This is a genomic window from Falsiroseomonas sp. RANM36 (assembly GCF_056682175.1).
In genome coordinates this window covers 483,297-485,583 of sequence record NZ_JBWXTD010000004.1, presented here as the reverse complement: position 1 = coordinate 485,583, position 2,287 = coordinate 483,297, and the positions used below count along the sequence as shown (strand labels likewise).

The following is a 2,287-nucleotide window of genomic DNA, read 5'->3' as shown; positions in this document are numbered from 1 at the left end:
GGGCCGCGGGCGGGGCCGCGCCCGCCCGGCGCGCCCCGGCGGCCTGCGCACCGCCGGGCGGGCCGCGGCCGCCGCCACCGGCAGCGCGCTGGCCGGGGCGCTGGCGATGGCGGCCTTCGTGCTCGGCACCGTGCCGGCGCTGGTCGGCGTGGCGCTGCTCGGCCGGCTGTTCCTCCGCCGCGCCGGTGCCGGGCTGCAACTGGCGGGAGCGGCGCTGTTCGGGCTGAATGCCGTGGTGCTGGCCGGCATGGCCTGGCGGCTGGTGGCCTGAAGAACGCGTTAACCGGCAGCCGCTAAGCCTCGTCCCATTCCCAGGACGGGGCCGTCATGTCCACGCCGGTCGTCCCGGTCACGGTATCGGGGACCGTGCCGGACACCATCTTCGAGAATGCCCGCCCCGGCGACTGGATCGCGATCCTCGATCTCTCGGGGGGCGTGCTCGACGTCGCGCTGACCGGCCCCGACGCCAACCGCTTCGACGCCGCCTTCGACCGCGCCGCGCAGCGTCTCGTGATCACCCCGGTCGAGCGCTTCGACGCCGAGAGCCTGGGCGCCTACGTCTTCGCCTTCGGCCTTGCGGTCCGCACCGCCGCCGGCTGGCAGGATCTGCCGCAGGCCTGGCAGGTGGCGCTGCGCGACCTGGACGACACGCCGCCGCAGGCGCTGCGCTTCCTGTCGGGCGGCAGCGTGCTGGCCGAGGATCCCGGCGCCGTCATCGGCACGCTGATCGCCGACGACCCCGACACGGCAAGCCCTCTCTTGTATCGCGTCGTCTGGCCCGACGATGCGCTGTTCGTCATGCAGGGCGATGTGCTGCGGCTGCGCGACGGGATCAGCCTCCCGACCCTCGGCGGCACGACGCGCGCGGTGCTGATCGAGGTGTGGGACGGGCTGCAGGGCGCGGCCTTCAGCCTGGAGTTCGCAATCCTCGCCCCCGGCCCGGCGATCGCCGTCATCGCCGGCACGGACAACCCGGACTCCCTCTCGGGTGGCGCCGGCGCCGACTTCATCCTGGGCTATGGCGGCGACGACGGCATCAATGGCGGCGCCGGCAACGACATCCTGGAAGGCTGGGCGGGCAACGATGCGCTCGATGGCGGCCTCGGCAACGACACCATCGATGGCGGCGCGGGCAATGACGTCATCTGGGGCGGCGGCGGGGCGGGGGGCAACGACGTGCTGCGCGGCGGCGAGGGCAACGACACGCTGCGCGGCCAGAACGGCGACGACACGCTGGATGGCGGCCCCGGGCGCGACGTGCTGGACGGCAATGCCGGCCACGACACCCTGGATGGCGGCGACGGCGACGATCTGCTGAACGGCAGCGCCGGCAACGACACGCTGTTCGGCGGCGCCGGCAACGACACGCTGCTCGGCGGCACCGAGCTCGGGCTGCTGGATGGCGGCGACGGCGCGGATTCGCTGCTGGGCGGGGCATCGGCCGACACGCTGCTCGGCGGCGACGGCGCGGACACGCTGGATGGCGGCGGCGCCGACCTGCTTGCCGGCGGCCCGGGGGACGACACCTATCTTCTCTCCGGGCCGGAGGCCGTGATCGCGGAAGCCGCCGGCGAGGGCTTCGACACGATGATCGTCGGCTTCGCGGCGAGCATCGCCGGCGGCGTGGAGGTGCTGCGCCTGCGCGAGGGCGCGGGCGATCTTGCGGCCCATGGCGCGGGCCTGGCCGATCGCCTGTTCGGCAATGCCGGCGCCAACCTGCTCTCCGGTGCGGGCGGGGCGGACACGCTCGACGGCGCGGATGGCGCGGACACGCTCGATGGTGGCGAGGGCGACGACCTGCTGCTCGGCGGCATCGGCGCGGACAGCCTGCTCGGCGCCGGCGGTGCGGACCGGCTGGAAGGCGGGGCGGATGGCGACACGCTCGATGGCGGCGTCGAGGCCGACACGCTGGATGGCGGCGATGGCAACGACCTGCTGCTCGGCGCGGACGGCGCCGACTCGCTCGAAGGCGGCGGCGGCAACGACACGCTCTCGGGCGGCGGCGGCAACGACATGCTGGCGGGCGGTGCCGGTGCGGACAGCCTGGCGGGGGGCATCGGCGCCGATCTGCTGGATGGCGGCACCGAAGGCGACACGCTGGCCGGCGGGGATGGCGCGGACACGCTGCGCGGCGGCGAGGGCAACGACCGGCTGCTGGGCGAGGCGGAGGCGGACCTGCTGGATGGCGGCGACGGGCTCGACACGCTCGATGGCGGCGCGGGCGACGACCTGCTGCGCGGGGGCGCGGGGCGCCCCCCCCCCCCCCCGCGCGGCCCGCGGCGCGCGG

The 2,287-nt window shown here is 75.6% G+C and carries 2 protein-coding genes; both read left to right on the top strand.

Features of this window, described 5'->3' with window-relative positions; translation table 11 throughout:
- Nucleotides 1-271 (top strand): urease accessory protein UreH domain-containing protein (locus AC1MIR_RS16085; protein ID WP_480029199.1); only part of this gene is annotated, 271 nt, incomplete at its 5' end.
- Nucleotides 272-327: 56 nt separating this feature from the next.
- Nucleotides 328-2,287, top strand: a 1,960-nt coding sequence (locus tag AC1MIR_RS16080) for a calcium-binding protein (protein ID WP_480029198.1), incomplete at its 3' end; no start/stop codon positions are given.